Origin of the sequence: Micromonospora sp. WMMD964, assembly GCF_029581455.1 — a bacterium.
In the GTDB taxonomy this organism is placed as follows: domain Bacteria; phylum Actinomycetota; class Actinomycetes; order Mycobacteriales; family Micromonosporaceae; genus Micromonospora.
In genome coordinates, this window is the sequence record NZ_CP120860.1 from 6,586,533 (window position 1) to 6,613,020 (window position 26,488).

Genomic DNA, 26,488 nt, shown 5'->3' on the forward strand with positions numbered 1-26,488 from the left:
CGATACCGTTGATGCAATGACATCCCTTCTCGACCTGCTCTCCGGATCGCCGTCACTGCTCGCGCTCGGCGAGCCGACACATGGCGAATCCGCCTTCCTCCAGGTCCGCAACGAGGCTTTCCTGACGCTGGCCGAGCACGGCTACCGGTCGATCGCGCTGGAGAGCGACCGGTCCGCGGGACTGATCGCGGACGAGTTCGTGCGGGGCGCGGCCGTGCCGCTCGACCGTGCCCTCGCCGAGGGTTTCAGCCACGGGTTCGGCACCGCCCCCGCCAACCGCGACCTGCTCCTGCGGATGCGCGAGTGGAACGCCGGACGGCCGGACGACCAACACCTGAGGTTCCACGGCTTCGACGCCCCGCTGGAGATCGACACCGCCCCGAGTCCACGGCGCCACCTCACCCGGGTGTGTCGGTTCCTCGACCTCGACCGGGTTGCGGAGATCGACGACCTGATCGGGGACGAAGCGCGGTGGAGCGACACCGCCGCGATCTGGGAGCCCGGCAGATCGGTGGGGCGTTCGACCGACGCCCAGCGCCTGCGGGTGATCGCCGACGACCTGCTGACCGAGTTGTACCTACAGGCGGCCCGGCGGCCCGAGGGCTGGCGGGCGGCGTTGGTCCACGCCACGTCCGCTGTCGCGCTGCTGCGGTATCACGCCGCGGCCGCCGCGCCACTGGCCCCCGAGGAACGCCTCGCCCACCTGGCCGGGGTCCGGGACGCGCTGATGGCCGAGAACCTGCTCGCCATCCGGGCGGTCGAGGCAGACCGTGGGCCGACGCTGGTGTTCGCGCACAACGCGCACCTTCAGCGTCACGGGAGCACGATGACGGTGGGCACGACCGAGGTGTCGTGGGTCGGAGCCGGCGCGATCGTCGCATCGCTGTCGGGTGACCGGTACGCGGTGATCGTCGGCAGCCTCGGCGCGAGCCCCACGCTCGGCATCGGGGCACCCGCCGCGTCCACCTACGAGGGCGTACTCCAGCAGAAGCTCGGCCTTCCCGGTTATGTCCGGGCATCCGACATCGGCCCCGCGCAACGGCGGGAGCACGACTACCGCTACTTCCCCCTGGATCAGGCCACCGTCGACCACGCGGACGCCGTGCTGCACATCCCGACCGGCGTCGACGCGGCGGTGCTCGCCGCTCGCATCCTGGCGCTGCCCGGCGTCGAGCAGGTGCTCGCGAGCAAGGAGAACGGGTCGCCCGAGGCCGCCTGGGGCGACCGCTTCTTCTACGTCGGCCCGGACCGACGCCAGCCGTTCGCCACCATCGTCGAGCACGACGTGCCCGGCTTCGACGAGGCATCCGAGCTGGGCCGACCGGGGGTCTTCCGCCTCAACCTGGACCTGGGTCGAGCTGAGTTCGAGCGGGTGTTCGGCTTCCCGCCCAAGGCATTCGAGGAGCACCGGGGCGACTTCGACTTCGCCCGGCTGGACACCCTCCTGCCGCACCCGTCCTACGCCCGGTACGCCTTCGGCAGCATCGTCATGCCCGGCCCGCAGATGCTGCCCGAGATCGACCGGCTGCTGGCCATCGCGCACGCCCGCGCGACGGAGCGGCACGAGCGCGCGGCACGCCGGACGACCGACCAGCGGGAGTGAGCCGGCCGGTATTCGCGTCGATCCGGCCGCGACGAGGGATCAGGCGGCGGCTTCGGGCTCGCGCAGGTCGAGCCAGTCGGCCCAGCGGGGGTCGGGAGCGCGGTGCCCGAGGACACGCCAGGCGGTGCCCTTCGGCGCGGCGGGCAGCGCGTGTAACCGCCACCCCATCTCGGCCGGGGTCTTGTCGCCCTTGGTGTGGTTGCAGCGGGCGCACGCGGCCACCACGTTCTCCCAGGCGTGCCGGCCGCCCCGGCTGCGCGGGAAGACATGGTCGATGGTCTCGGCGGCACCCCGGCAGTAGGCGCACCGCCAACCGTCCCTGGCGAAGATCGCACGCCGGGACAACCCGACGTGCGTCCGATACGGCACCCGGACGAAGCGCGTCAACCGGACCACGGACGGCACCGGGAGCGCGTCGCGCGCGCTGTGCAGAATGCCGTCGCCGTCGGCGACGCAGACCGCCTTGGCGGAGAGGACGAGGATCGCGGCGCGGCGCACCGACACGACACACAGCGGCTCGTAGGTGGCGTTGAGGACCAACGCGCCGGAGCCCACCGTGGGTCGTATGTCAGGCATCGCGCTCACCCTCCCGGTTCAGCGGCAGCTGCGAACCGCCGCCGACCGGGGCAGGGCACGACGGCCCAACCGGGCGACGCCGGGCCGATCACCGACGTCCGTTGCGCCAATAGTCCCTGATCGGACCCCGGATTGCACGTACTAATCCCGCATGGGGTATGAGGATCATCCGCGTCCGGTCCGATCGCCGTACCGAGCTGGGAGAAGTCCGGCGTTGCCGGACACGTGTCGGCGGCTCACCCGGTCGGTGGGCCGGCGACGGGCCCGCTGACCCCTTGCGGTACGAAGACAGGGTGAGTGCCGCCAGCGTGACGCCCCTTGCCCTGCCCGACGCCGTTTCGGTGAGCTGCCAGGGCAGCACCTCCTGTGAGTGGATCTACAGCATCACCAGGTCGGCCTGGTTCGCCGAGGGCAGTTACTGGATCCTGCTCAAACCGCTACGGGTGCTGCTGATCCTGGCGCTGGCGATGGTGGCCCGCTGGGCCGTGCACCGGACGATCAACCGGTTGGTCCGCACGACCACCGACGGCGCGGTGCCGACGATGCTGCGACCGCTGCGGGAGCGGGTGCCCAGCGCGGCGGTCGACCCGGCCGAGTTCGTGCCCGAGCGGCGACGGCAGCGGGCCGAGGCGATCGGTTCGGTGCTGCGCAGTCTGACCACCGCGTTCGTCTTCGGCATCGCGCTGCTGATGATCCTGCGCGAGTTCAGCTTCGACCTGGCCCCACTGCTGGCCAGTGCGGGGATCGCCGGCGTGGCGCTGGGCTTCGGTGCGCAGAGCCTGGTCAAGGACCTGATCGCCGGCCTCTTCATGCTGATCGAGGACCAGTACGGCGTGGGCGACAACGTCGACCTGGGTGAGGCGATGGGCGTGGTCGAGGCGGTCGGCCTGCGCGTCACCACGGTGCGCGACGGTCGCGGGGTGCTCTGGTACATCCGCAACGGCGAGATCATCCGGGTGGGCAACAAGAGCCAGGGCTGGGCCCTGGTGGTGGTGGACCTGCCGATCGGGTTCAACAGCACCGAGGAGGCCACCGCCGTCCTGCGGACCGCCGCCGCCTCGGTCGCTGTGGACCCGGAGCTGTCCCCGGAGATCGTCGAAGCGCCCGAGGTGCTGGGTGTCGAGCAGGTGACCGTCGACGGCGCGGTCATCCGGACGGTGGTGAAGACGACCGCGGACGGGCAGTTCGCGGTGGGCCGCGAGCTGCGTCGGCGGCTCGCGGAGGCGCTGGAGAACTCCGGGATCACCGCGCAGATCGCCGCCGCCCGCATCTTCCCCGGGGTTCCGACCCGACCGTTGTCGGACAACGAGACTGGTCAGGGCGGCGCCACCTGACCCAGGCAACACTGTCCGCCGATGCAGGGGTCGCCAGCCACCCGGCCCCTCAGGTATCGTCCGTTCGTTCAGTCGGGGAAGCGACGATCGATCCGTTCGCCCTAGCCAGTTGTCAGACGATCGGGCAGAATCCGGGGCACGCGTTCCCGCCGGAGCGTGATCACATCCTCGCTGATCCGCAGATCTGACGAGTGCTTCCGGCCGGGCTGCCACGAGCGGCCAAACCGGGGCCGATGGAGGCGACGGTGCCCGACGAGCGACCTTCCGCGGAAGGCCCCGCCACATTTCGCGAAGTGTTCGCCCAGCGCGAGTTCCGGGCTGTCTTCGTGGCTGGTGCGCTCTCCTGGGTCGGCGACTACGTCGCGAAGGCCGCGGTCACCCTTCTGGTCTACCAGCAGACCCGGTCTGTCGCGCTCTCCGCGGCCGCCTTCGCGGTCAGCTTTCTGCCGTGGCTGCTCGGTGGTCCCGTGCTCGCCGCACTGGCGGAGCGCCACCCGTACCGACGGGTGATGGTGACGTGTGACCTCATCCGGATGGCCTTGATGCTGCTCATCGCCGTCCCCAACCTGCCGTACCAGGCGGTGTTGGCACTGATCTTCGCCGCCACGCTGGCCAACCCACCGAGCCAGGCGGCGAAGTCCGCACTGATGCCACAGATGCTCACCGGGGACCGGTTGGTGCTCGGGTTGTCGCTGAACAGCAGCGTCGGGCAGGCGGCCCAGGTCGTCGGGTACGTGTTCGGCGCGGCCGTCGCCTCGATCGACCCGGAGGTCGCGTTGCTGTTCAACGCGGCCACCTTCGCCCTCTCGGCGCTGCTGGTCCGCCTCGGCGTACGGGATCGGCCGGCGTCGCTGGCCCTCGCACACCGCAGCCACCTGCTGCGGGAGACCCGCCAGGGGTTCGCCATCGTGTTCGGCACTCCGGTGTTGCGGTCGATCGCGGTGCTGGTGTTCAGCGCCATGCTCTTCTCGATCGTGCCCGAAGGTCTCGCCGCCGCCTGGGCCAATCAGGGCGCCAAGAGCGGTTTGAGCACCGGTGCGGCCCAAGCCGTGATCATGGTGGCCAACCCGATCGGCTTCATTCTCGGCGGGTTACTGGTGAGCCGGCTGGTCGGGCCGACCCGCCGGATGAAGCTGATGCGGCCGCTTGCGGTGTTCGCCCCGCTGGTGCTGGTGCCGTCGTTGCTCGACCCGCCGCCACTGGTGGTGGCGTTGCTGGCCGCCCTGTGCGGGTTCGCGGTCGCCGGCATGCTGCCGATGGCCAACGGGCTGTTCGTCCAGGCCCTGCCCGACGGTTTCCGCGCCCGCGCCTTCGGCGTGATGGCCACCGGTGTCCAGGTCATCCAGGGCCTCGCGGTGCTGGTCACCGGGCTGCTCGCCGAGCGGTTCCCCATCCCGGCGGTGGTCGGGCTCTGGAGTGCGGCCGGCGTCGTGCTCATGGCCGTGGCCGCACTGAGCTGGCCGGACCGGCAGACGATGGACGACGCGATCAGGGCCGCCTCGGCGGCCAACGCCGAGACGCCCCGCAGCACCGGCCACCCCGGAGACGGTGGCACGGCCGGCGCTCCCGAGCCGCGCACCGGCGACGGCCATCGCCGCCACGCGGTCACCTGATCGACTCACCGACGCGGGCGGGCCGGGCGGGCAACCCCACGGCATCCGGGTCCGCCGACCCGGCGTGATCCGACGCACGCCACGGGGGTCAGGTCGGGCCGGAGCGCACCTGGCAGGATGGAACGGTGAACCCCGCAGGCGAATCCGACCGTCCTGGTGCGTCGATGACCCTCTTCGAAGCGGTCGGCGGCGAGCCCACCTTCCGCAGGTTGGTCGACGAGTTCTACGCAGGCATCGCCACCGATCCCCTGCTGCGGCCCATGTACCCGGAGGAAGACCTCGGGCCGGCCGCCGATCGGATGACCCTGTTCCTGATGCAGTACTGGGGCGGCCCCAACACGTATTCCGCGCAGCGCGGCCACCCCCGGCTGCGGATGCGGCACGCGCCCTTCCGGATCGGCGCTGCCGAGCGGGACGCCTGGCTGCGCAACATGCGTCGCGCGGTGGACCGGCTCGACCTGGAGCCGACTATCGCCGCCACGCTCTGGGACTACCTGGAGCGGGCCGCGTACTTCATGGTCAACGTCGAGGACGACCCGGCCACCGGCGCCTGATCCACCCGGCGCGCGCCGCGTCAGAGCAACGCGCCCTCGTCGTGCAGCCAGTCCACGAAGCTGGTGGCCACCGCCGCGCCGCAGTCGAGCATCTCGACCAACAGCGCGTCGTGGGTGCCGGCGCCGAGCGGCACCTGAAGCTCGGCGTAGATCGGCAGTTGCCCGCGTTCGGTCGGGTCGCCGATGTACGCCTTGCAGAACCGGCGGGTGTGGTTCCACTCGTTCACCACCCGGTACGCCCGGTCGGCCCAGTCCGGCGGGACCGTGGCGTGCGGGCGGGCCCGCATGACCAGGATCTCGTCCTCCGGCCCTTCGAGGGTGACCAGCACCGCGTGCCGCTCCCACATGGCCAGCAGGTTGCCGTCGCCGTCGGCCAGGTAGCGCACGTCGAGCAGGTCGAGTGCGTCGCAGACCCGGCGCAGACTCACCGGCTCGACGGTGGCGGACATCTCGGTCAGCACGGGCCGCTCACTGCCCGGGCAGTCGTCCCCCGGCTGGCGAGGGCTTGGCGGCCCGACTCGCACCGCGCTCTCCATCGTGATCCCGCTTCGGGTTTCCGGATCGCCGCCGTCGGCGGGACCGGGGCGCCATGACCACCACGGCATCGCTCGCGCACCTCACTCCCCAGCGGATCCAGCCGCCTACGGTGCGTTGGATCCGAGCATGGACGGTACCCGGACAGCCGAGTTGAAGCACCCCCCCAACGACCGCCCCTGACCAGAAGAATGAGCCGGGCTCATCCGTTCGGACGACCCGCGAGGGGTGTCACGGCAAGATCCGTGGCCTTCTGCGACCAGGCCGCTCCGTATGGTCCCACCAGACCGACCCAACGACCCGCCACCCGCACCTGAACGTCGGGGCCGGCGGCCGGACCGTCAGCGGCACCGAGGAAACCCATCCGGACCACCCCCTGCACCAGCCGCTGCGACACCTCCACCGGCGCGGCGGGCGTCTCCTCCGGGGTGACCAGCACCGCCACGTGGTCGAGCAACGCGTCGCGGAGGGCACGTTGGCCGACCGCACGACCGGCCACCCCCTGCTCGCTCGCCGTCCGCAGGGTGCCCGCCGCCGCCTGCGCGATCCGTCGCAGCTCGACGACGGGCAGCGCCTCGACCTGCGTGCTCCGCGCCGGCGGCAGTGGCCACCGCCACGCCGCGTCCCGACGCGTCGGCAGGGCCACGCCGCCACGCTCCAACTCGCCCAGCAGGTCGGCGGCGGCCACCGTGACGTCCTCGGCCGACTCACCGGCCACCGTGCGGACCACCAGAACCTGCCACGGCAGCCGGGCCCACAGGGCGACCCGGCCGGGGCCACCGGTCGGCCGCAGCCGGACCGGAGCGAGCGGATCCAACCGGACCAGCCGGGCCAGGAAGGCTCCCGCGTCCGCCACCCCGCCGAGGCCGTGCGTCGGGGTCGCCGCCGCCCGGCCCGACGGCCCGGTCACACCACACCGCCCTGCGGGGCGTACGTGAGCAGGAAGTCCCGCTCCTCGGAGGTGATCCTCCGGGGCACCTGACGGGTCAGGTCGAACGGCACCAGCACCGAGCGGGCGCGGCTGGCCAGCACCTCACCGTCGTACAGCTCGTAGGCGACGGTGAACCGGGAGGCCCGGATCTCCTCCACCCACAGCTCGATCCGGACGGTGGGCGCCGCCTCAGCGGTGGCCCGCCCCAGGGCGTAGTCGACCGGGCGCAGGTAGTCGACCTCGTGCCGGCGGATCACCACCCCGTCGGCGAACGAGCCGACCCCCCAGGCCCGGCCGCCGGCGAACATCAACGCCACCCGCGCCTCCTCGTAGAGGGTGAGGAAGCGCGAGTTGTTGACGTGGCCGTACGCGTCCAGGTCGGACCAGCGCAGCGTGCAGTGGTAGACGAACCGGTCGGACACCGTCTCCGCCGGTCAGTCGCGGGTCAGCTTGCGGTAGGTCACCCGGTGCGGCCGGGCGGCCTCCGCGCCGAGGCGGTCGATCTTGTTCTTCTCGTACGCCTCGAAGTTGCCCTCGAACCAGAACCACTTGGACGGGTTCTGGTCGTCGCCCTCCCAGGCCAGGATGTGCGTGGCGACCCGGTCCAGGAACATCCGGTCGTGGGAGATGACCACGGCGCAGCCGGGGAACTCCAGCAGGGCGTTCTCCAGGCTGGACAGCGTCTCCACGTCCAGGTCGTTCGTCGGCTCGTCGAGCAGGATCACGTTGCCGCCGATCTTCAGGGTCAGCGCCAGGTTGAGCCGGTTGCGCTCACCACCGGAGAGCACCTTGGTCGGCTTCTGTTGGTCCGGTCCCTTGAAGCCGAACGCGGCGATGTACGCCCGCGACGGCATCTCGACCTTGCCCACCATCAGGTAGTCCAGGCCGTCGGAGACGACCTCCCAGACGGTCTTGTCGCCGTTGAGGCCCTCGCGGTTCTGGTCGACGTACGACAGCGAGACGGTGGGGCCGACCCGGACCTCGCCGCTGGTCGGCTCCTCCAGCCCGACGATGGTCTTGAACAGGGTGGTCTTACCGACACCGTTGGGGCCGATGATGCCGACGATGCCGTTGCGCGGCAGCGAGAACGACAGGTCGTCGATCAGCAGCCGGTCGCCGAAGCCCTTGCTGAGGTTGTTCGCCTCGATCACCGTGCTGCCCAGGCGGGGGCCCGGCGGGATCTGGATCTCCTCGAAGTCGAGCTTGCGGGTCTTCTCCGCCTCGGTCGCCATCTCGTCGTACCGGTCGAGGCGGGCCTTCGACTTGGTCTGCCGGGCCTTGGCGTTGGAGCGGACCCACTCCAACTCCTCGGTGAGGCGCTTCTTCATCTTGGCGTCGCGGCGACCCTCGACGGCCAGGCGGGCGGCCTTCTTCTCCAGGTAGGTGGAGTAGTTGCCCTCGTACGGGTAGGTCCGGCCACGGTCCAGCTCGAGGATCCAGTTGGCGACGTTGTCGAGGAAGTACCGGTCGTGGGTGATCGCCATGACCGTGCCGGCGTACTTCGCCAGGTGCTGCTCCAGCCAGGAGACGCTCTCCGCGTCCAGGTGGTTGGTGGGCTCGTCGAGCAGCAGCAGGTCGGGCGCCTCCAGCAGCAGCTTGCAGAGCGCGACCCGGCGACGCTCACCACCGGAGAGCTGGGTCACGTCGGCGTCCGGCGGCGGGCAGCGCAGCGCGTCCATGGCCAACTCGAGCTTGGAGTCGACGTCCCAGGCGTCGAGGTGGTCCAGCTCCTCCTGGAGCTTGCCCATCTCCTCCATCAGCTCGTCGGAGTAGTCGGTCGCCATCTGCTCGGCGATCTTGTTGAACCGCTCCAGCTTGGCCTTGGTCTCGGCGACCGCCTCCTCGACGTTGCCGAGCACGGTCTTGGCCTCGTTGAGCGGGGGCTCCTGGGCGAGCATGCCGACGGTGTAGCCGGGCATGAGCCGGGCCTCGCCGTTGCTCGGCTTGTCCAGCCCTGCCATGATCTTGAGCAGGCTGGACTTACCGGCGCCGTTCGGGCCGACCACACCGATCTTGGCCCCCGGCAGGAAGTTCAGCGTCACGTTGTCGAGCACGACCTTGTCGCCGTGCGCCTTGCGCGCCTTTTCCAGGACGTAGATGAACTGGGCCACGGTGCGGGCTACCTCCGTCGGATTACTGTCGCCTGACCGGCGGCGCGGCGCGGGCTGCGAGGACCGCCCGCCGCCGCCGGCCGGAGGGCCGGCCGCGCGCACGCCATCGTCAATCCTGACAGGTACGGCGCGCTTCGCCCACATCACCCCGCCCCAGGAGTACGCCGGCGAGCCGCGTTGCCGGAGGCGGTATAACTCGATAGCGTTTTCGTATGACCAAGAAAATCGCTGTCAGCCTGCCGGACGACGTCGCCGACCGCCTGTCGCTGGAGCCGAACGTCTCCGCATTCGTGGCGCGGGCGGTGCGGCGCCAGATGGCGGGCGAGAAGACACGGGAGATGCTTGCCAGCGCGGGCTTCGTGATCACCGATGAGGACATCGCTGAGGCCCACGCGGAGATGGAGCAACTCAGGGCCCGGATCACCCCGGAGCTGCGTGAGCAGGCCGCCCGACTCCAGGCCGAGGTGCTGGCGGCACGCGCAGGAGGGCGCGTCACCCGCGCCAGGGTGCTCGGGTGATCCCCTTCGGTCTGGCGCTGGACACTGCCGCCCTGCTGTCCTTCGCCTCCGGCACCAGGAATGTCGGCAAGAGAATCGCCGAGACCGCCGACTACAGCCAAGAGGTGCTCGTGCCCGCCTTGTGTCTCGCGCACGCACACGAGCACGTCGCACCCGCTCAGTGGGAGATGCTCGAACTGCTCGTCGCACTGCCGAACGTGCAGGTCACCTCCGTCGAGGCGAACATGTGCGGCTACCTTGGGGGCTGGTCACGCCGCATGGAGGGTCGGATGGACCTGGCCCAGCTCGCCATGGACGCCGCAGCCCACCCCCTCGTACCGATCATGACGGATCGGCGGGAGCTGCTGGGCGAGGTACTGCCCAAGGAATGGCCGATCATCGACCTCTGACCAGCACGGCTGTCGAGAAGATCACCTTCTGGGTTCGGTCGGACCGAGGCGGGTAGGAGACTCCGGCACTAGGCACCAGACGCCGCAGCTACGCTCAGTACGCTCATCGCGGTGGACCCGTCAGTACCTGGAGGTGGCCGATCGTGACCGTCCGTAGCTCCTTTGTCGTAGTGGCGAACCGTCTGCCTGTCGACGAGGTGAGCACACCCGAGGGACGGCAGTGGCGGCGTAGCCCTGGTGGGCTGGTCACCGCCCTGCATCCCGTACTCGCCGAGCACCAGGGCACCTGGGTCGGCTGGGCCGGCGGCACCGGCCCCGCCCCCGAGCCGTTCGACCTGGAGGGGATCCGGCTGCACCCGGTCCCGCTCAGTGCGGAGGAGCTGGAGCGCTACTACGAGGGCCAGTCCAACGCGACGATCTGGCCGCTCTACCACGACGCGGTGGAGACACCGGCCTACAAGCGGCGCTGGCGGGAGGCGTACCGCCTGGTCAACGCCCGGTTCGCGGAGGCCGCGGCGGACGTCGCGGCCGAGGGCGCCACGGTCTGGGTGCAGGACTACCAGCTGCAACTGGTCCCGGCGATGCTGCGTGAGCTGCGTCCGGACCTGCGGATCGGGTTCTTCCTGCACATCCCGTTCCCGCCGATCGAGCTGTTCATGCAGATGCCGTTCCGCACCGAGATCCTGCGCGGTCTGCTCGGCGCCGACCTGGTCGGCTTCCAGCAGCGGTTGGCCGCGCAGAACTTCGTCCGGCTGGCTCGGCATCTGCTCGGTCTGCGCTACGAGGGGCAGATGATCCAGGTCGACGGTCGGCAGGTGAAGGCGGGCGCCTTCCCCATCTCGATCGACACCCAGGAGATGGAGCGGATGGCCGCCGACCCGGCCATCCAGGCGCGGGCCAAGCAGATCCGCGCCGAGCTGGGCGACCCGAAGACGATCATCCTCGGCGTGGACCGGCTGGATTACACCAAGGGCATCGAGTTGCGGCTCAAGGCCTTCCGTGAGCTGTTGGCTGACGGAAAGTTGACAGTCCCCGACGCGGTCATGGTGCAGGTGGCCACCCCCAGCCGGGAGCGCGTGGAGCACTACCAGGCACTTCGCGTCAAGGTGGAGCGCGAGGTCGGTCGGATTAATGGCGAATTCGGCAGGGTCGGCGTGCCAGCGGTGCATTATCTGCATCAGTCGTACAGTCGCAGTGAACTGGCCGCGATGTACGTTGCCGCCGACGTCATGATGGTGACCCCGCTGCGAGACGGGATGAACCTCGTGGCGAAGGAATACGTAGCATCACGTGCCGACCAGGGTGGCGCACTCGTGCTCAGTGAGTTCGCCGGTGCCGCCACCGAGCTTCGCCAGGCATTTTTGTGCAACCCGCACGACCCGGACGCGGTCAAAGACGCCCTGCTCCGGGCAGTGCACGTGGAGAAAACCGAGGCACGCCGCCGGATGCGGACAATGCAACGTCACCTGCGTACCCACGACGTGGGCCACTGGGCCAAGTCCTTCCTCTCCGAACTCGGAGTTCCGGAGGCGGAGGCCGAGTGAACACGTCCGTCAACGATGGGGCGGCCACCGCCACCGGGGTGATGGACCCCGAGCTGCGCGCCGCCATCGGCCGGATCGCCCGGGTCCCCCAACTCCTGGTCGCCTGCGACTACGACGGCACACTCGCGCCGATCGTGGAGGACCCGAGCACGGCCGTCCCGCTGCCCGAGGCGGTGGCCGCCGTCCGCGCGCTCGCCGCGCTACCGCAGACCACCGTGGCGGTGGTCTCCGGCCGGGCGCTACGCGACCTGGCCGCGCTCTCCCGGCTGCCCAGCGAGGTGCACCTCGTCGGCAGCCACGGCTCCGAGTTCGACATCGGCTTCGTCGAACGGCTCTCCCCCGAGCTGGTCGCGGTGCGCACCCAGGTGCGCAACGCGCTGCGCGACATCGCCGCCGAGCACCCGGGCATCCGGCTGGAACGCAAGCCGGCGAGCGTCGCGATGCACACCCGCGGGGTCGACCCGGAGGTGGCCGCCGCCGCCATCGAGGCCGTCCGCAACGGCCCGGCCACCTTCGACGGTGTCACGGTGACCCAGGGCAAGGAGGTCATCGAACTCTCCGTCGTGGCCACCCACAAGGGCACCGCCGTCGACCAGCTACGCACCCAGCTCGCCGCCAGCGCGGTGCTCTTCATCGGCGACGACATCACCGACGAGAACGCGTTCGGCCACCTGCACGGCCCCGACCTCGGCATCAAGATCGGCCCCGGGGACACCCAGGCCGGCTACCGGGTCGCCGATCCGCTGGAGGCCGCGCGCGCGTTGGCGTTGCTGCTGGAGACCCGACGGCACTGGCTGTTCGGGGAGCGGGCGGTGCCGATCGAACGGCACTCCATGCTGTCCAACGGTCGTACCGTCGCGCTGCTCACCCCCGAGGCGAAGGTCAGCTGGCTCTGCCACCCCAAGCCGGACTCGGCGGCGATCTTCGCCGACCTGGTCGGTGGCAGCCCGGCCGGTCACTTCAGCATCACCCCGGAACGCGGCGGCATCCCGCTGGGCCAGCGCTACCGCTCCGGCACGATGACGGTGGAGACCCGGTGGTCCGGGCTCACCGTCACCGACTGGTTGGACAAGCCGGCCCGGGAGACCACTCCGGACGACAGCCCGGCGGTCATCACCGGCGACTCGACCCTGGTCCGGGTGCTCACCGGCAGCGGCAAGGCACGTGTCGAGTTCGCGCCCCGGCCCGAATTCGGTCAGGTCGCCGTGCAGTTGCAGCCGATCGGCGACGGTCTGCTGGTGCTCGGCTCCAACGAGCCGGTCGCGCTCTACGCTCCGGGCCTGGAGTGGGAGGTCCGCAACGACGGTGGGTACGAATCCGCCAAGGCGGTCGTCGACCTCTCCGCAGCCGGTGGGCAGGTGGTGCTGGAGCTGCGCTTCGGCACGCACAGCCTGGAACACCACCGGGTGCCGATCCACGAGCGGCAGGCCGCCGCCGAGCAACCGTGGAAGGACTGGGTGGCCTCGCTGCGGCTGCCGTCCACCTCCCGCGACCTGGTCGCGCGCAGCGCCCTCACCCTGCGCGGGCTCTGCCACGAGGCCACCGGCTCGATCCTGGCCGCGGCGACCACCTCGCTCCCGGAGGAGCTGGGTGGCGTCCGCAACTGGGACTACCGCTACTGCTGGCTGCGCGACGCCGCGCTGACCGCCCGTTCGCTCGTCGACCTGGGCTCCATCGAGGAGGCCGAGGCGTTCCTGCGCTGGGTGGACGGCTGCATCGAGCGCACCGGCGGCCACCCGGAACGGCTGCACCCGCTCTACACCATCGACGGGTACGAGCTGGGCGCCGAGGCGGTCATCGACACGCTGCCCGGGTACGCCGGGTCCCGGCCGGTCCGGGTCGGCAACCTCGCCAACCACCAGCTCCAACTGGACGTCTTCGGCCCGATCGCCGACCTCATCGCGGCCGTCGCCGACGCCCGCGGCTCGGTCCGCGACGACGAGTGGCGGGTCCTGGAGAACATGGTCGAGGCGGTCCGCCGCCGCTGGCACGAGCCCGACCACGGCATCTGGGAGGCCCGGCTGCCACCCCGGCACCACGTCTTCTCCAAGGTGATGTGCTGGATGACGGTCGACCGCGCGCTGCACGTGATGCGCGAGCACGGCGGCGAGGACCGACCCGAGTGGAAGGACCTGCGCGACCGCATCGGCGCCAACGTGCTGGAGCACGGCTGGCACTCCGACGTCGAGGCGTACAGCGTCGCGTACGGGGACGAGGACATGGACGCCTCGTCGCTCTGGATCGGGCTCTCCGGCCTGCTCCCGGGTGACGACCCGCGCTTCCTGTCCACGGTCCTGCGGATCGAGGCCGACCTGCGCAGCGGCCCGGTCGTCTACCGCTACCACTGGGACGACGGCCTGCCCGGCCGGGAGGGCGGCTTCCACATCTGCACGGCGTGGCTGATCGAGGCGTACCTGCGCACCGGTCGCCGCACCGACGCCGAGGAGCTGTTCGCGCAGATGGTGCTCACCGCCGGTCCGACCGGCCTGCTCCCCGAGCAGTACGACCCGCTCGCCGAGCGCGGCCTGGGCAACCACCCGCAGGCGTACAGCCACCTCGGGCTGATCCGCTGCGCCCTGCTGCTGGACAACATGCTCAAGCAGTAGTCGACGTGACGGAGGGGCTGGAGCGCGAGCGCTCCGGCCCCTCCGTCATGTCCGCGTGATCCACACCAGATCGGCGATTCGGGGCTATCCCGCCGGTCGGACACCCCACTATCGCCGACCTGGAGTGGATCATGCCGCGCGGCGGGCAGATCAGCCGTCGAGGGCGTGCACCACGTCGCCCACCACGACGACAGCGGGCGGGCGCAGGTCGGCGGCGAGCACATCGGCGGCCACCGCGTCGAGGGTGGACCGCAGCACCCGCTGGGCACCCGTCGTGGCCTCCTGGACCACGGCGGCCGGCGTCTGCGGCGGCCGGCCGTGGGCGATCAGGGTCCGGCTGATGGCGGCGAGGTTCTTCAACCCCATCAGGATCACCAACGTGCCCCTCAGGCCGGCGAGAGCGTCCCAGCGCACCAACGAGGCGGGCGCGTCGGGTGCCAGGTGCCCGGAGACCACAGTGAACTCGTGCGCCACCCCCCGATGCGTGACCGGGATCCCGGCCGCGGCGGGTGCGGCGATCGAGCTGGTCACACCGGGGACCACGGTCACCGGCACACCGGCCGCCGCGCAGGCCAGCAACTCCTCACCGCCGCGACCGAAGACGTACGGGTCCCCGCCCTTGAGCCGCACCACGAAGGCGCCCGCCAGGGCGCGGTCGACCAGGATCTGGTTGATCTCCTCCTGGGCCCGGGACGGCCCATAGGGGATCTTCGAGGCGTCCACCAGCTCGACGTCGGGGCGCAGCTCGTCCAGCAGCAACCCGGGCACCAGGCGGTCGGCGACCACCACGTCGGCCTCGGTGAGCAGCCGCCAGCCCCGCACGGTGATCAACTCCGGATCACCCGGCCCCGACCCGACCAGCGCCACCCGCCCGATCCGCCCACCGCCGGTCGCCGCGGCGCCGACCCCGTCGGGGTTCAGGGCGGCGGCACCGGGCCAGTCAGGCGTCAGGACGGCGCCGGGCCCGTCAGGCGTCGAGGTGGCGGACCGGTCGGGCGTCGGGGTAGCAGCGGCGGGCGACAGGCGGACCGCCAGCAGTTCGCGGATCGCGTCCCGGACGGTCATCGCCCGTCGGGGGTCGCCCCCGCCGAGCACCGCCACCGTGACCGGGCCGTGGCGGGTCACCGCCGGGGTCCAGGCGGTGGCGGCCGACCGGTCGTCGGCCCGGACGCAGAAGATCCGTCGCTCGGCGGCGAGGGCGCTCACCGAGGCCGCCGCGATCGGGTCGTCGATGGCGACCTGGACCAACCAGGCGCCATCCAGGTCCTCCGGCGCGAACCGGCGCGGCACCCAGTGCAGCCGACCCGCGTCGGCGCGGGCGCGCAGCGCCGGGGTCAGCTCCGGGGCCACCAGCAGGACGTCCGCACCGGCGTCCAGCAGCGCGGGTACGCGCCGGGTGGCGACCGCGCCACCACCCACCACGACCACCCGCCGCCCGTGCAGCCGCAAACCGAGGGGGTACGGGTTGGACGTCACGCCGCACCACCGAGCCGGAGGGCGTGCTCGCTGCGCGTGGTCACTTCTCGGCCACCCCGGCGGAGTCGAAGGTGGCGACCTCGTGCAGCACCCGGACGGCGCCGGTGACCACCGGCAACGCCAGCAGCGCACCGGTGCCCTCGCCGAGGCGCAGCCCCAGGTCGACGAGCGGGTCGAGGCCCAGGTGCCGCAGTGCGACCGTCGCGCCCGGCTCGGCCGACCGGTGACCGGCGACCATGGCACCGACCGCGTCCGGGGCGAACGCGGCGGCGGCCAGCGCCGCGGACACCGCGATCACGCCGTCCAGCAGCACCGGCGTACGGCGGGCCGCCGCGCCCAGGATCAACCCGGCCAGGGCGGCGTGCTCCAGACCACCGACGGCGGCCAGGACACCGAGCGGATCGCCCGGGTCGGGTGCGTGTCGGGCCAGCGCCGCGCGCACCACCGCCACCTTGTGGGCGTACGTCGGGTCGTCGACCCCGGTGCCGCGACCGGTGGCGTCGAGTGCGTCGGCACCGGTGAACGCGGCGATCAGGGCGGCGGCCGGGGTGGTGTTGCCGATGCCCATGTCCCCGGTGAGCAGGATGCGGGCCCCGGCGTCGATCAACTCGTCCGCGATCCGGATGCCGGTCTGCACCGCCGCCAGCGCCTCGTCCCGGGTCAGCGCGGCGGTCACCGCGAGGTCGCGGGTGCCCCGGCGGACGGACGCGACGACCAGCCGGGGCACCGCCGGGTCCAGCACGGCCGGCGCCGGCCCAGCGGCGTCCAGCACGGCCGGATCGGGCACCGGTCCGGTGGGCAGCGGGGTGGCCACCCCGACGTCGACGACGGTGACCGACGCGCCGGCCTGCCGGGCGAACGCGTTGACGACCGCCCCGCCCGCCAGGAAGTTGCCGATCATCTGCGCGGTGACCTCCTGCGGCCACGGGCTGACCCCCTGGGCGTGCACGCCGTGGTCACCGGCGAAGATCGCCACCGCGGCCGGCTCGGGCAGCGGCGGTGGGCAGGCCCCGGCCAGGCCGGCGAGGCGTACCGAGAGGTCCTCCAACGCGCCCAGCGAGCCCGCCGGTTTGGTCAGTCGACCGTGCAGTTCACGGGCTGCGGCCATGGCCGCCTCGTCGGCCGGGCGGATCGCCGCGATCGTGGTCTCCAACATCATGCCTCCATGGTCTCGCGCAGCACCTCGATGAAAGCGTCGGTGGTCTCTCGGTCGCGTACCGCCACCCGCAGCCAGTCCGGCCCGAGGCCGGGGAACGTGTCGCCTCGGCGGACCGCCCAGCCGCGCTCGCGCAGGGCGGCGCGGACCGCGCTCGCGCCGGGCAGGTGCAGCAGGACGAACGCGCTGGCGGGGCGGCCGACGACGCGTACACCGGGCAGGTCTTGCAGGCGGGCGACCAGGTGGTCGCGGTCGGCGGCGAGGTCGGCGGCGATCGCGCGTTCGGCCTGGACCGCGACGGTGGTGGCGCAGGCCGACGCGGCGGCCAACGCCGGTGTGGAGACGGCCCAGAGCGGCTGTACGGCGGCCAGTCGGGTCAGCAGCTCCGGAGCGCCGAGCAGGTAGCCGATCCGGAGACCGGCCAGGCCCCACGTCTTGGTGAGGCTGCGCAGGACCAGCAGCCCCGGCAGGTCGCGCCGCTCGGCCAACGACTCCGGTTCGCCGGGGTGTCCGGGGGCGGTCGTGGTGTCGGCGAACGCCTCGTCGACCACCAGCACCCGGCCGGGGCGGGCCAGCGCGGCGAGGGTTCGTGCGGGGTGCAGCACCGAGGTCGGGTTCGTCGGGTTGCCGATCATCACGAGGTCGGCGTCGGCGGGCACCCGGGACGGGTCGAGCCGGAAGTCGTCGGTGGGGTCCAGCAGGACGCGCTCGACCGCGTGCCCGGCGGCCCGTAGTGCCGCCTCCGGCTCGGTGAACTGGGGGTGCACCACCACCGGGCGGCGTACGCCGCGGAGCGCCTGCGCGATCAGCACGAAGCCCTCGGCGGCACCGGCGGTGAGCAGCACCTCGTTCGGGTGACGGCGGTGTCGGGCGGCGACCGCCGCGCGGGCCGGTGCCGGGTCCGGGTAGTGGGCCAGGTCGGCCAGGGTGGCGGCGATCGGGTCGGCCAACCAGGAGGGCGGATCCGCCTGGCGGACGTTCACGGCGAGGTCGATCAGGCCGTCGCCGACCTCGACGTCACCGTGGTGCGTCAGGTCGGGCTCGGGTGCGGCGATCGGCTCGGGCATGTCCGCGATCCTGCCGGGAAGGCGGCCGGTGGGACAGACGATCTCGGCGTAAGCCACGTCACCACTCGTCGGTTTATGAGTTCTTCTCAGGTACGAATCGGAAATGTCATAACTTGGCCATGTGAGTAACCGACCCCTTACCGCCGCTGGTCGACTCGTCCCTCTCCTGCGCGCCGGGCTGATCGCCGGAATCGTGATCGCCGCCGTCGCGTACCCACTGGTCGCCCTCACCGGGCTCGGCGCGAAGGCCACCGCGCACGCCGTGGAGCAGAAGACCAAGATCCTCACCACCGCCCTGCCCGCCGAGACCTCGTACGTCTACGCCCCGGACGGCAAGACGGTGCTGACCATGTTCTACGAGGAGTACCGGCAGTACACCAAGCTGTCGGACATGTCGCCGAACATCCTCCAGGCGATCGTCGCCGCCGAGGACAACCGCTTCTACCAGCACCACGGCGTCGACCCGAAGGGGGTGGCCCGGGCCTTCGTGGCGAACGCCCGGTCCAGCGGGGTCTCCCAGGGCGCGTCCACCCTGACCATGCAGTACGTCCGGATGGCCCTGCGCGACAGCGCGACCACCCCCAAGGAGGTCCAGGAGGCCACCCAGCAGACCAGCCTGCGCAAGGTCAAGGAGATGCGGATGGCGCTGGACCTGGAGAAGGAGATGAGCAAGGACGAGATCCTGGAGCGCTACCTGAACTCGGCGTACTTCGGGCACCGGGCCTACGGCATCTACGCGGCCAGCGAGATCTTCTTCTCCAAGACCCCCAAGAACCTCACCCCGGTCGAGGCCGCCACCCTCGCCGGCCTGGTCAAGTCCCCGTCCGAGTACGACCCGGCCGACTCCGACCAGAAGGAGGCCACCGGGCGACGCAACTACGTGCTGGACCGGATGAGCCAACTCGGGTACCTCTCCCCCGACTCGGCCGCCGCCGCCAAGTCCGAGCCGATCCGGCTGAAGCTGACGACCCCGCCGCACGACTGCGCCGCCGTGTCGGAGAAGTACAACAGCTGGGGCTTCGCCTGCGACTACCTGAAGAACTGGTGGAGCGCGCAGCCCGCGTTCGGGGCGAACCGGCTGGAACGGATGGACAAGCTGCGTCGGGGCGGCTACCGGATCGTGCTCAGCCTCGACCCGAAGATCCAGGCGGCGGCGGAGAAGAACGTCGGCGCCAAGGAGGCCACCGGCAGCCCGTTCGCCAACGGGATCGTGGTCTCCGAACCGGGCACCGGACGGGTCAAGGCGATGGCGGTGAACCGGACGTACTCGCTGGACCTGGCCGAGAACCCACCCAGCTCCAACCCCGAGGCCGGGCCGAAGGTGAAGGCCAACTACCCGAACACGGTGGCCCCGCTGCTCGGCGGCGGTGACCTGGCGGGCTACCAGGCAGGCTCGACGTTCAAGATGTTCCCGATGCTCGCCGCGCTCGACGCGGGGATGCCGCTGTCGACCACGTTCAACGCCCCGCACCGCTACCGCTCCGAGGTCTACGACGGGTGGTCGCCCTCGAACGCCAGCGGCGCGATGAGCGGCCAGCAGACCATGTGGTCCGGCTTCGGCAAGTCGGTCAACACGTACTTCGTGTGGCTGGAGGAGAAGGTCGGCGCGGACCGGGCGGTCCGGTTGGCCGAGCAGCTCGGGCTGCGCTGGCGTACCGACGTCGACCGGGACCACGCGTCCCCGGACAAGGCGAAGAAGTGGGGTGCGTTCACCCTGGGCGTCTCCGACGCCACACCGCTGGAGATGGCGAACGCCTACGCCGCCATCGCCGCCGACGGCCGCTACTGCGAGGCCATCCCGGTGCAGGCGATCATGAACCGGGACGGCACACCGGCCACGTACGCCACCCCGGGCGGCATCCACCGTGAGGTGGCCAAGCCACGGTGCCGGCAGGTGGTCAGCGCGGACGCCGCCCGGGCGGCCACCGACGCGGCCCGCTGCCCCACCGGGGACACCCCGGCGCGCGGAAGCTGCGGCGGCTGGTCCACCGCCGACAGCGTGCGGGGCACCGTCGGACGCCCGGTCGCCGGCAAGACCGGTACCACCGACAGCACCCGGTCCGCCTGGTTCGTCGGGTACACCCCGGAGTTGGCGGCGGCGAGCTTCATCTCCGACCCGGACAATCCGTTCAACGCGGTCGGTGACGGGCAGTCCCAGATCCCCATCGCGGCGGTCGCCGAGACCCTGCGCGACGGTTTGAAGGGCACACCGACCCGCCAGTTCACCCCACCATCGGACGCGATAGTCGGCTGAGCCCGCGAGGGTCCGGGCAGGTCAGCGCAGGTCGGGGTCGGGTCAGCGCAGGTCGGGCGGCGGGTCAGCGCAGGTCGGCGGCGACGAACGACCAGAGTTCGAGGTCCACGCGGCTGCCGCTGACCAGCCCGGCGTTACGCAACAGGCCCTCGTAGCTGAACCCGGCCTTCTCGGCGACCCGACGTGAGGCCAGGTTGCCGGGCGCCACCCGCAGCTCGACCCGCTGGAATCCGTGCTCCAGGATCAGCGCGATGGCCACCGCGTCGACGGCCTCAGCGGCGAGACCGAACCCTCGCGCGTGCGGTGCCATCGCGTAGGAGATCTCGGTGAGACGGGCACCCCAGTCGGTACGCCGCGTCCAGAGCGAGCCCACCACCTGGTCGTCCTCGCGGCGCAGCACCGCGTAGTGGTCGCCCTCGCCGCTGTCCCGCCGCTGCCGGGCCAACTCCGTGCACCAGGCGTGCCCGTCGATGGGGCCCGAGTCGTCGGGCAGTGGCAGCCAACGCCGGGTCAGCTTGTCGGCGAAGATCTCCCCGGCCGCCTCCGCGTCCGCCGCGGTGAGCCCACGCACCTCGGTGCGCGGGGTGGAGACGGTCAACGCCGGGAAGCGGCGTACCGCCACCTGACCGATCACACCGGCACCCCACCGGGCTGCGCGGGCACCGCCTCGGCCGTCGGCTCGGCCGCCGCGGCGGCCACCAACCGGGCCGCCGTCGCCGGGTGACCGGCCCAGTGCAGGGTGAGCTGTGAGGCGTGCACGTTGCGCCAGACGAACCCCTCCGGCGTGCCGCCGTCCCAACTCCACGCCGGACGCTGACCAGCGCGGGGGGTGAGGACCGCCCGGTGCGACTTGTGACCGACCAGCACCGTGCCCTGGGCGGCGACCACACTGTCGGTCTGCGCGGTGGCCTCCCGGTAGCCGGCCACCAGGCCGTCCCGGCTGACGCCCACCGCGTCCAGGACACCGCACATCGGCAACCCGTCCAGCTCCCGGGCCAGCCAGAGCAGCCCGGCGCCCTCGGCGATCACCGGACGCCCGGTCCGCGCCAGCTCGGCCACCGCGATGCAGAGCCGCCGGTTGGCCGACAACTGCTCGGCGTACGCCTCGGGAAGCGCGCCGCCGACGACGAGCGCGCGGGTGCCGACCGGCAGCGCCTCGTCGCGCAGCGGATCGACGGTGACGATCTCGGCACCGGCGGCCCGCAGCAGCTCGGCGGTCTCCGGGTGGCCGAAGCTGCCGCCCGGTCCACCGGCCAGTGCCACCAGCGGGCGGTCCGTCGGGGCGGTGAACACGCCGAGGGCCTCCTCGGGAGACCAGGCCGGAGCGGGCAGTGGCGGGGCGGAGCGGGCCAGCGCGAGCAGTCGTTCCAGGTCGACCGTGGCGGCGACGGCCTCACCCAGCCGGCGCACCGCCCGGACGGCGTCGGCGGACCCGTCGACCACCGGTGCCACACCGTGCCGACGCGACGGCAACACCGCCGGCAGGTCCTGGCGGCGCAACGCCCCGTAGACCGGCACACCCACGTCGTCCAGCGCCTCGCGCAGCATCGCCTCGTGCCGCGACGACGCCACCCGGTTCAGGATCACCCCACCGAGCCACAACTGCTCGTCGTACGAGCGGAAACCGTGCACCAGGGCCGCCACCGACTGACCCATCGCGGCCACGTCGACGACGAGCACCACCGGGCTGCGCAGCGCGGCGGCGGCAGCGGCCGTGGACTCCTGCTCGGGGCGACCGCCGACCGCGTCGTACAGGCCCATGCTGCCCTGCACCACGGCGAGCCCGGCACCGGCGGCACCGTGCCCCACCAGCGGGGCGAGCCGGTCCATCCCGACCAGCCGGGGATCGATCACGCGACCCGGGCGACCGGCGGCGAGGCCGAGGTACGCGGCGTCGACGTGGTCCGGCCCGAGCTTGAACCCGGCGACGCCGACCCCCCGCTCGGCCAGGGCGGCGAGCAGCCCGATCGCCAGCGCGTTCTTACCGTGCCCGGAGGACGGCGCGCTGAGCACCAGGCGCGGCACGACGGTCATCATCGACTCCTCGCGAGCGGCGGCGGGTACGCGACGGGACGACCGGGGCCGATCCGTCGGCGTGACGATACCCGCCCGCCCGCAGACGCGAGCACCGCCAACCGGGCCCCCGGCCCGACCTCGGCGTCAGGCCGACCCGGTCCAGGTCAGTGGCGCCGGTCATACGGGTAGCCTCGGTGCCGTGTACCGGTTCCTGCTGAGCCCACGCTGGCTGGGCGCTCTCGCGCTGACCCTGGTCGCGGCCGCCGTCATGGTGTTCCTCGGCAACTGGCAGCTGGACCGCTACCGGGGGCGTACCGAGGTCAACGAGCGGATCGACGCGGGCCGGCGGATGGCACCGGTGCCGCTGGCCGACGCGCTGACCGCCCCCAGCGGCGGCGCGGGGACGGTCGGCCCGGCCCCCGCCAAGGAGAAGGTCTGGACCCGGGTCACCGTCACCGGCCGGTACGACCCGACGAACACGGTGCTGGTCCGTGGCCGGACGGTGGACAGCCGGGTCGGCTTCGAGGTGCTCACCCCGCTGGTGCTCGCCGACGGCACGGCGCTGCTGGTGGACCAGGGCTGGATCCCCCCGGCACCGGGTGGGGCGGCGACCGCCCAACCGCAGGTTCCGGCCGTGCCGACCGGCGACGTGACGGTGGTCGGCCGGTTGCACGAGACGGAGAGCGGTGCCCGCGCCGCCGAACGGCGTGACGGGCGGCTGGAGATCCGCCGGATCGGGGTGTCCCGGCTGGCCGACGAGCTGCCCTACCCGGTCTACGGCGCGTACCTGCTGTTGGACGAGCAGACCCCGGCGGCCGACCCGGTGTTCAAGGCGGTGCCGGTCGGGCACGCTAACAACTGGCAGAACTTCGGTTACGTCGTGCAGTGGTGGCTGTTCGCGGTGATGGCCCTGTTCGGCTACGGCTGGGTGGCCCGTCGCGAGGCCCGCCGAGCCGCCGGCCTGGGCGCTCCCGAGGCCCCGCTGGACCGGGCTGCCGAACCCGCGCCCAGCGCGTCCGTCTGAGCGGGTCCGCGCCGACGTCCCGACCGGACACTCCGGGGCACCCGGGACACCACGGCAGCCGGTAGTCTCCGCCGGGTGCTCACCTCACGTTGGAGGTCCCGATGAGCGTGGATCCCACGGCACCGCTGCCCGAACCGGTTCCAGGTCACCAGACGCAGCCGCCGACCGACCCGTGGGCCGCCGAGCCGCCGACGGCACCGTTCGCCACCCCACCGCCCACCAAGCCGTTCCCCGCCGCACCGCCGCCCGCGCAGTTCTCCGGACCACCCGCGCCCCTCTCCGGGCCACCCGCGCCGTTCTCCGGGCCGCCCGCGCCCCTGTCCGGGCCACCCGCACCCTTCTCCGGGCCACCCGCGCCCCTCTCCGGGCCACCCGCACCCTTCTCCGGGCCACCCGCGCCCCTCTCCGGGCCACCCGCGCACCCGGCCGGGGCGTGGTCGGCGACCGGGCCGTACCCACCGACCCCGCCGGCCGTGAACCCGGCAGTCGCCGGCTACCCAGGCGGGCCGGAGGTGGTGGCGGTGCAGATCGCCGAGATCGCGGTGAGTCCACCGATCATCCGTACCCCGGCCGGGGTGCTGCCGCTGGCCGGCGCCACCTGGCACGTCGCCGACTACTGGCAGCGCGGGGAGAAGGTGGCGACCTGGGCACTGGTCTGCGCCATCGTCGGCTTCTTCTGCCTGGCCTTCTTCAGCCTCCTCTTCCTGTTGGTGAAGGAGACCCGGCACCACGGCACGGTGCAGGTGACGGTCACCAACGGCGCGCAGCAGTACGTGGCGCGCATCCCGGTCAGCGACCAGATCCAGGTGCAGCACCTGAACAACCAGGTGAACTACGCGAGGTCGCTCTCGGTCGGATGAGCAGGGCCGGGAACGCTGGTCAAGCGGTGGGACGGCCGGTGTGGATGGCCCGTACCGCGTCGATGGTGTCCGCCTCGGCGGCGGACTTGTCGTCGCGGTAACGCACCACCCGGGCGAAGCGCAGGGCCATGCCACCGGGGTAGCGGCTGCTCGTCTGCACCCCGTCGAAGGCGATCTCCACGACCTGTTCGGGTCGGACCCGGACGACCCAGTCGCCGCGCTCCACAGCGAGGCCGAGGAAGCGCTCGGTCTGCCAGCGCAGCACCTCGTCGGTGAGGCCCTTGAACGTCTTGCCGAGCATGACGAAGCCGCCGCTGTGCGGGTCGCGTGCGCCCAGGTGCAGGTTGGACAGCCAACCCTTACGCCGGCCGCTGCCCCACTCGACGGCGAGCACCACCAGGTCGAGGGTGTGCCGGGGTTTGACCTTGACCCAGGCGGCACCACGCCGCCCGGCGTCGTACGGGGCGTCCGGTGCTTTGACCACCACGCCCTCCTGCCCGGCGTCGAGTGCGGCGGCGAACGCGGCGGCGGCCTGCTCAGGACCGTCGACCTCCATCCGACCGACCAGCAGTGACGAGTCCACCGCGCCCGCGAGGAAAGCCCACCGCTCCCGACCGGGCAGGTCGATCAGATCCTGGCCGTCGAGGTGCAGCAGGTCGAAGAAGTACGGGGTGAGCACCGTCGCGCCGGTGCTGGCAGCCGCCGCGAGCACCGCCGGGGCGACGGGTGTGCGCCCGGTGGTGCTGGGGGTGGTGCGTCGGGCGGCCCGGCTGGAGGTCTGCTGGAACGGCAGTGGTCGGCCCGTCTCGTCCAGACCGATCGCCTCGCCGTCGAGCACCAACTCCCGGCCCGGCAGGGCACGGACCGCGGCGACCACCTCCGGCACCCGGGCGGTGATCTCGTCGAGGCTGCGGGTGAACACGGCGATGTCGGCGCCGGAGCGGTGCACCTGGATGCGGATGCCGTCGAGCTTCACGTCGACCACCGCCGGCGTGCCGGTCGCGGCGAGCGCCTCGTCGACCGAGGAGGCGCTCTGCGCGAGCATCGGTGCCAGCGGTCGGCCGACCTGAAGGCCGAACCCGGCCAACTCGGCGGCTCCACCGGTCAGCGCGGCCACCGCCACGGCCCGCAGGTCTCCGGCGAGCAGCAGGGCCCGACGGACGGTCGCCACCGGCACCTCGGCGGCCCGCGCCACCGCGTCGGCGAGCAACCCAGCCTGGGCGCCCTGGCGCAGCTCACCGCTGAACAGGCCGGTGAGCAGTCGCTGCTCGTCGGCTGTCGCCGCCGCGTAGAGGGCTCCCAGCAGCGCCCGCCGTCGGGCCTGTGAACCGGCGCCCCGCACGGCGGAGATCTGCTCGATGGCCGCGTCCACGCCGGCCACTGTCAATGTCGGCTCGGCGGCCGGCGTCGGCAGGTCACGCAGGCTCGCGTAGCCCACCCCGGTCTGCCGTTGGCGCAGCTCACCGGCGAGATAGCCGGCACCGGGCTCGACCTCGCCCGGGTCGAGCCGGCGCAGCGCATCAGCGAGCAGCTCCACCTTGGCCCGCCGGCCGCTGGTGGCGGCGACGGCGGCTGAGGTGGCAGCCAGATCGAGGAACCGCACGCAACTCATCCTGCCAGTCACCTCCGACACCGCCCGGGCATTGCCGTGCCCGGGCGGTGTCGGCAGGGTGCCGCCCGCCACGCGGACGACGATCAGGGCCCGTTTCATCAGGGCGGTCGAGTAGAGGCGGAGTCCGGACGGCCGGGCCCTGGCGCGGTCCCGACCGGATACCGGTGTCGTATCCGGACTGGACGCAACGCCGCCGGTCGTCGTCCGATCCCGCCGCAGGCCGGCCGGGCCTTACGAACAGGTTCTACGCGGAGACGGGCTCCTCGATGCGCAACCCCCGGGCGCGGACCTCGCCGGCGACGCGGGAGAGCACCGAGTCGAGGGCGACCAGGGCGGCGGAGAGCTCACCGAGCTGCTCGTTGAGCGTGTCCTCGGACCACGCGGAGACGTCGACGTCCCCCAGTGCGCTGACAGCGGCCCCCAACCGGGCCATCACCTCGTTCGTACTCATGTTCGAAAGGCTATAACAGTCGACCCTGCGACACGCCGTAAAGCGCCAGATCAGACGCAAAGTCGCCGTGTCGGCACCCAACTGCCCCTGCCCTGCCCTGCATGCCCCGCCCCGCCTTCCCCCGCCTCCCCCGACGCCAAGATCCGCGCAACATCACTGTTGTTGGTGCCTCCCGCGACTCGGAGGCAACAACATCCGGGAAGTTGCGCGGATCTTGGGCGCAAGTTGCGCGGATCTTGGGCCCGGTATGGGTCAGCGG

The 26,488-nt window shown here is 72.2% G+C and carries 23 protein-coding genes; 11 read left to right on the forward strand and 12 right to left on the reverse strand.

Annotation, left to right across the window (positions count from 1 at the left end):
• Positions 1-16 precede the first annotated feature (16 nt).
• A complete protein-coding gene (locus O7616_RS30000) occupies positions 17-1,603 on the forward strand; it encodes a DUF6194 family protein (protein ID WP_282304991.1) in 1,587 nt (528 codons plus the stop codon).
• A gap of 39 nt (positions 1,604-1,642) precedes the next feature.
• On the opposite strand, the gene O7616_RS30005 is transcribed toward O7616_RS30000, so the two are convergent.
• The gene (locus O7616_RS30005; protein ID WP_282257045.1) at positions 1,643-2,179 is read right to left on the reverse strand and encodes an HNH endonuclease; all 537 of its coding nucleotides are present in this window, start codon (positions 2,177-2,179) and stop codon (positions 1,643-1,645) included.
• 323 nt (positions 2,180-2,502) lie between these two features.
• Between O7616_RS30005 and O7616_RS30010 the strand changes: the two genes are divergently transcribed.
• The 3 genes from O7616_RS30010 to O7616_RS30020 all read left to right on the forward strand — a co-directional run bounded on the left by O7616_RS30010 (position 2,503) and on the right by O7616_RS30020 (position 5,680).
• Positions 2,503-3,513, forward strand: a complete 1,011-nt coding sequence (locus O7616_RS30010; RefSeq protein WP_282264787.1) for a mechanosensitive ion channel family protein — start codon at positions 2,503-2,505, stop codon at positions 3,511-3,513.
• Between the two features lie 233 nt (positions 3,514-3,746).
• Complete coding sequence (locus O7616_RS30015; protein ID WP_282304992.1) at positions 3,747-5,126, forward strand: MFS transporter; 1,380 nt, start codon at positions 3,747-3,749, stop codon at positions 5,124-5,126.
• Between the two features lie 125 nt (positions 5,127-5,251).
• On the forward strand, positions 5,252-5,680 hold the full coding sequence (locus O7616_RS30020) for a globin (protein ID WP_282304993.1): 429 nt from the start codon (positions 5,252-5,254) through the stop codon (positions 5,678-5,680).
• Between the two features lie 20 nt (positions 5,681-5,700).
• Here O7616_RS30020 and O7616_RS30025 read toward each other — a convergent pair whose 3' ends face one another.
• The 4 genes from O7616_RS30025 to ettA form a co-directional block, all read right to left on the reverse strand.
• Positions 5,701-6,285, reverse strand: coding sequence for a YbjN domain-containing protein (locus O7616_RS30025; RefSeq protein WP_282257042.1), 585 nt, complete (start codon positions 6,283-6,285; stop codon positions 5,701-5,703).
• Between the two features lie 131 nt (positions 6,286-6,416).
• Positions 6,417-7,124 (reverse strand): hypothetical protein, encoded by a 708-nt coding sequence (locus O7616_RS30030; protein ID WP_282304994.1) that lies wholly within the window; start codon positions 7,122-7,124, stop codon positions 6,417-6,419.
• Complete coding sequence (locus tag O7616_RS30035) at positions 7,121-7,567, reverse strand: thioesterase family protein (protein WP_282304995.1); 447 nt, start codon at positions 7,565-7,567, stop codon at positions 7,121-7,123. The genes O7616_RS30030 and O7616_RS30035 overlap by 4 nt, the downstream gene beginning before the upstream one ends.
• 12 nt (positions 7,568-7,579) lie before the next feature.
• Positions 7,580-9,256 carry an energy-dependent translational throttle protein EttA gene (ettA, locus tag O7616_RS30040; protein ID WP_282257039.1) on the reverse strand — a complete coding sequence of 559 codons (1,677 nt, stop codon included), beginning with the start codon at positions 9,254-9,256 and terminating at the stop codon, positions 7,580-7,582.
• A 212-nt stretch (positions 9,257-9,468) separates the two neighbouring features.
• Between ettA and O7616_RS30045 the strand changes: the two genes are divergently transcribed.
• The 4 genes from O7616_RS30045 to otsB all read left to right on the forward strand — a co-directional run bounded on the left by O7616_RS30045 (position 9,469) and on the right by otsB (position 14,313).
• Positions 9,469-9,774, forward strand: coding sequence for a hypothetical protein (locus tag O7616_RS30045; RefSeq protein ID WP_282257038.1), 306 nt, complete (start codon positions 9,469-9,471; stop codon positions 9,772-9,774).
• A complete protein-coding gene (locus tag O7616_RS30050) occupies positions 9,771-10,163 on the forward strand; it encodes a hypothetical protein (protein WP_282304996.1) in 393 nt (130 codons plus the stop codon). The genes O7616_RS30045 and O7616_RS30050 overlap by 4 nt, the downstream gene beginning before the upstream one ends.
• 143 nt (positions 10,164-10,306) lie before the next feature.
• Complete coding sequence (locus O7616_RS30055) at positions 10,307-11,707, forward strand: trehalose-6-phosphate synthase (RefSeq protein ID WP_278141292.1); 1,401 nt, start codon at positions 10,307-10,309, stop codon at positions 11,705-11,707.
• A 41-nt stretch (positions 11,708-11,748) separates the two neighbouring features.
• Complete coding sequence (gene otsB / locus O7616_RS30060) at positions 11,749-14,313, forward strand: trehalose-phosphatase (RefSeq protein WP_282307776.1); 2,565 nt, start codon at positions 11,749-11,751, stop codon at positions 14,311-14,313.
• A 150-nt stretch (positions 14,314-14,463) separates the two neighbouring features.
• Here the strand turns inward: otsB and cobA are convergent, their stop codons facing one another.
• The 3 genes from cobA to cobC are packed head-to-tail and all read right to left on the reverse strand — an operon-like array spanning position 14,464 to position 18,012.
• A complete protein-coding gene (gene cobA, locus O7616_RS30065; RefSeq protein WP_282304998.1) occupies positions 14,464-15,789 on the reverse strand; it encodes a uroporphyrinogen-III C-methyltransferase in 1,326 nt (441 codons plus the stop codon).
• Between the two features lie 40 nt (positions 15,790-15,829).
• Positions 15,830-16,945, reverse strand: coding sequence for a nicotinate-nucleotide--dimethylbenzimidazole phosphoribosyltransferase (gene cobT / locus O7616_RS30070; protein WP_282307777.1), 1,116 nt, complete (start codon positions 16,943-16,945; stop codon positions 15,830-15,832).
• Positions 16,945-18,012, reverse strand: coding sequence for an Rv2231c family pyridoxal phosphate-dependent protein CobC (gene cobC / locus O7616_RS30075; protein WP_282304999.1), 1,068 nt, complete (start codon positions 18,010-18,012; stop codon positions 16,945-16,947). The genes cobT and cobC overlap by 1 nt, the downstream gene beginning before the upstream one ends.
• Positions 18,013-18,133: 121 nt before the next feature.
• Here cobC and O7616_RS30080 point away from each other — a divergent pair, with 121 nt between their 5' ends.
• On the forward strand, positions 18,134-20,266 hold the full coding sequence (locus tag O7616_RS30080; RefSeq protein WP_282305000.1) for a transglycosylase domain-containing protein: 2,133 nt from the start codon (positions 18,134-18,136) through the stop codon (positions 20,264-20,266).
• A 64-nt stretch (positions 20,267-20,330) separates the two neighbouring features.
• Here O7616_RS30080 and O7616_RS30085 read toward each other — a convergent pair whose 3' ends face one another.
• Positions 20,331-20,900 carry a GNAT family protein gene (locus tag O7616_RS30085; protein WP_282305001.1) on the reverse strand — a complete coding sequence of 190 codons (570 nt, stop codon included), beginning with the start codon at positions 20,898-20,900 and terminating at the stop codon, positions 20,331-20,333.
• Complete coding sequence (locus O7616_RS30090; protein WP_282305002.1) at positions 20,897-22,300, reverse strand: cobyrinate a,c-diamide synthase; 1,404 nt, start codon at positions 22,298-22,300, stop codon at positions 20,897-20,899. Before O7616_RS30090 ends, O7616_RS30085 begins: the two co-directional genes overlap by 4 nt.
• A 181-nt stretch (positions 22,301-22,481) precedes the next feature.
• Between O7616_RS30090 and O7616_RS30095 the strand changes: the two genes are divergently transcribed.
• Together O7616_RS30095 and O7616_RS30100 are read left to right on the forward strand one after the other, a co-directional pair.
• Positions 22,482-23,306 (forward strand): SURF1 family protein, encoded by an 825-nt coding sequence (locus O7616_RS30095; RefSeq protein WP_282305003.1) that lies wholly within the window; start codon positions 22,482-22,484, stop codon positions 23,304-23,306.
• A gap of 101 nt (positions 23,307-23,407) precedes the next feature.
• Positions 23,408-24,166: a hypothetical protein gene (locus O7616_RS30100; protein WP_282305004.1), complete on the forward strand. Its 759-nt coding sequence runs from the start codon at positions 23,408-23,410 to the stop codon at positions 24,164-24,166.
• A 19-nt stretch (positions 24,167-24,185) separates the two neighbouring features.
• Here O7616_RS30100 and O7616_RS30105 read toward each other — a convergent pair whose 3' ends face one another.
• Positions 24,186-25,778 carry an ATP-dependent DNA ligase gene (locus tag O7616_RS30105; protein WP_282307778.1) on the reverse strand — a complete coding sequence of 531 codons (1,593 nt, stop codon included), beginning with the start codon at positions 25,776-25,778 and terminating at the stop codon, positions 24,186-24,188.
• 244 nt (positions 25,779-26,022) lie between these two features.
• On the reverse strand, positions 26,023-26,229 hold the full coding sequence (locus O7616_RS30110; protein WP_030333429.1) for a hypothetical protein: 207 nt from the start codon (positions 26,227-26,229) through the stop codon (positions 26,023-26,025).
• Between the last annotated feature and the right edge of the window lie 259 nt (positions 26,230-26,488).